General features: G+C 58.4%; 2 protein-coding genes and 1 pseudogene. All 3 read left to right on the top strand.

Features of this window, described 5'->3' with window-relative positions; genetic code table 11:
• Positions 1-64: 64 nt before the first annotated feature.
• Positions 65-1,081: an ABC transporter permease gene (locus tag AC1D35_RS35670; RefSeq protein ID WP_113298871.1), complete on the top strand. Its 1,017-nt coding sequence runs from the start codon at positions 65-67 to the stop codon at positions 1,079-1,081.
• Entirely contained in the window at positions 1,078-2,073 is a 996-nt protein-coding gene (locus AC1D35_RS35665) for an ABC transporter permease (RefSeq protein WP_113311812.1), read from the top strand. Before AC1D35_RS35670 ends, AC1D35_RS35665 begins: the two co-directional genes overlap by 4 nt.
• 3 nt (positions 2,074-2,076) lie before the next feature.
• A pseudogene (locus tag AC1D35_RS35660) lies at positions 2,077-2,226 on the top strand (sugar phosphate isomerase/epimerase); the annotation flags it as partial.

Genomic DNA, 2,226 nt, shown 5'->3' with positions numbered 1-2,226 from the left:
GGCAAAATCCACGCGACCTACGACCCCCGAAGCGTGTCGCTCGCCGAACTGGAGGCCGCCGTCTATGCGTAGATTGATCCTTGGACACACAACAGAATCCACGCTTCTGGCGGTCATGATCGTGCTATGCGTCGGACTGTCCTTTGGAACTGACCGGTTTCTTACGGTTTCGAATGCATTCGACGTGCTGAACGTCTCGGCCGTCAACATCATCTTCGCCGTCGGACTTCTCGTAGTCCTGATTTCAGGCGGGATCGACATTTCCTTCGCCGTTGCCGCGTCGGTGGTCCAATACGTGACCGCGCTCGCACTGGGTGCATTGGGCGGCGGAAACTGGGCCGAAGGTTTCATCATCGCTGGAGCCGTTGGGATCGGCCTTGGTCTGATCAACGCAGCTCTGGTCTATCGGCTTCACATCATCTCAATCGTCGCGACGATCTCCACGTTCAACATCTTCTTCGGGCTCCTGATGTTCTTCACCAAGGGCGTGTCGATCTACGACTTGCCTGAGTGGCTGACCACACGGGTTGTCTTCTACGAGCACGAGATGGCCGATGGCTCGTGGGTGGAGCTTACTCTGCCAGTCGTCGTCATGATCCTCTGCTGCGTGGCAACCTGGTTCATGATTTCCCGCACGACCATTGGACGTCAGCTCTACGCATTCGGCGACAATCCCGAGGGTGCACGCCGCTTCGGTATCAACATCGGAGCCATGCATTACATCTCGTTCGGCTGGCTGGGCCTCATGGCGGGTATCGCCGGACTGATGCAGGCCCACTACGCCGAAGAAGTCGTTCCCAACGCTCTCTATGGTCGTGAACTCGATGTCCTGGCCGCCACAGTTCTCGGTGGGGCCCGGCTGGGTGGCGGGAAAGGGTCCGTCATCGGATGTGTCCTGGGTGTGCTGATGGTTTCGATCACTCAGAACGGCCTTAACCTCATGGGTGTCTCGCCATTCGCATTCAAGATGATCGTCGGTGCGATCATCCTCATCGCCATCACGCTGTCTTCCGCACGGATCGACAAGCTCCTGCCGTTCCTTGCCAAGGGCGGCACCAGCAGAGGGAGCACACACCAATGAAAGCCATGGCTCAAAGGTTCAATGCCACCTTCGGCGCTGATATGATGGGTCCGGCCATCGCCTTCCTGGCCGTAATGATCATCTTCGGTCTTGCAGCAAACAACTTCATCTCCGCTGCAACGTTCGGCTCCGTCGCATTCCAGCTTCCGGAATTGGGCCTCCTTACGCTGGCGATGCTGCTTCCGCTTTTGACTGGCGGCATCAATCTCTCGGTTACATTCACCGCCAATCTGTCGGGTCTTGCCGCTGCGTGGGTGATGCAATCATACGGCGGAGTGGATGCGCCTCCGTTCGCCTTTCTTCTTGGCATCTTGGCTGCGCTTGCCACCGGTGGCGCCGCGGGACTGATGACCGGTGCGGCGATCGCCTATACGCGTGCCCATCCGATCCTTGTGACGCTGTCGATGATGATCTTCCTGCGCGGCCTGGGGGAGTTTCTCACACGAGGCGGGGACGTTTCCGGTTTTCCGAGCTTCATCGCTCCGATCGGGCACGGACAGATATTCGGCTTCCCGATCCCGCTGATGATCTTCATCGTTTGTGTTGGTCTATGGCAGCTCTTGCTGACGCGCTTCAAGCTCGGTTTCGGCTTGCTGATGATCGGCTCCAACATCGAGGCAGCTCGCTATTCCGGCTTGAACACCCGTCGCATCCTGGTCCTTGTCTACATGCTGTCCGGGCTGATGTGCGCCGTTGCTGGGGTGATCATGCTTGCCCGCTTCAATTCCGTCCGCGTCGGACACGGCGAATCTTACCTACTTATCACGGTGCTTGCTGCATTTCTGGGCGGGATCAATCCGTTTGGCGGTTTTGGCCGCGTGCTGCCGGTCTTCGTTGCACTCATCGTGCTCCAACTCCTGTCATCGGGTCTCAACCTGATGGGGGCAAATCAACATCTCGCAACCGCGCTCTGGGGCGTTCTGATGATCGTGGTCATGGCCGCCAGAACCATCGTTTCGGCCTACAGGGCCTCACGCAGAAAGAGGGGATGAACCGTGCAGGGTTTTGGAATTCACGCAAGCATGTGGACAATGAACTGGGACCGCGCAGGAGCGGAGCGGGCCATTGCCGGTGCAAAGAAGTACCAGCTCGGGTTCATTGAAATCCCATTGGTCGACGCACCCTCTGTAGACGCCGAGCACACC

This window comes from Rhizobium sp. P1_E6 (genome assembly GCF_056405875.1).
This window is presented reverse-complemented; position numbering and strand designations above follow the sequence as displayed.

Coding starts and splice junctions, on each gene's coding strand:
- AC1D35_RS35670 (WP_113298871.1), top strand. CDS start 65: ATGCGTAGATTGATCCTTGGACACACAACAGAATCCACGCTTCTGGCG.
- AC1D35_RS35665 (WP_113311812.1), top strand. CDS start 1,078: ATGAAAGCCATGGCTCAAAGGTTCAATGCCACCTTCGGCGCTGATATG.